This is a genomic window from Acinetobacter sp. UC24323 (assembly GCF_024151445.1).
In the GTDB taxonomy this organism is placed as follows: Bacteria; Pseudomonadota; Gammaproteobacteria; order Pseudomonadales; family Moraxellaceae; genus Acinetobacter; species Acinetobacter baumannii.
The window spans coordinates 1-211 of sequence record NZ_JAHIBY010000044.1 but is presented as its reverse complement, the minus strand read 5'-3'; the positions used below and the strand labels follow the sequence as shown (position 1 = coordinate 211).

Below are 211 nucleotides of genomic sequence, written 5' to 3'. Positions count from 1 at the left end.
ATGATCGGTCTTCACAAGGCTGTCTTCTGCATTGACCGGAGTACCATTACGATCAACCGTTTCTGCCTTAACGGTCAATTCGCCATCAGCAAAGCCTGCCGGTACTTCTGCTGTATAGCTGCCATCAGGATTAACTGTGGCTTTCACCTGCTGTTCCAGCGGATTACCTGCCTGGTCCTGACCTGTGATGGTTAAGGTCACCTCGCTGCCC

At 52.1% G+C, this 211-nt stretch carries 1 pseudogene; it reads right to left on the bottom strand.

Annotated features, from left to right (window positions below):
• A pseudogene (locus KNQ97_RS19290) lies at positions 1–211 on the bottom strand (hypothetical protein); the annotation flags it as partial.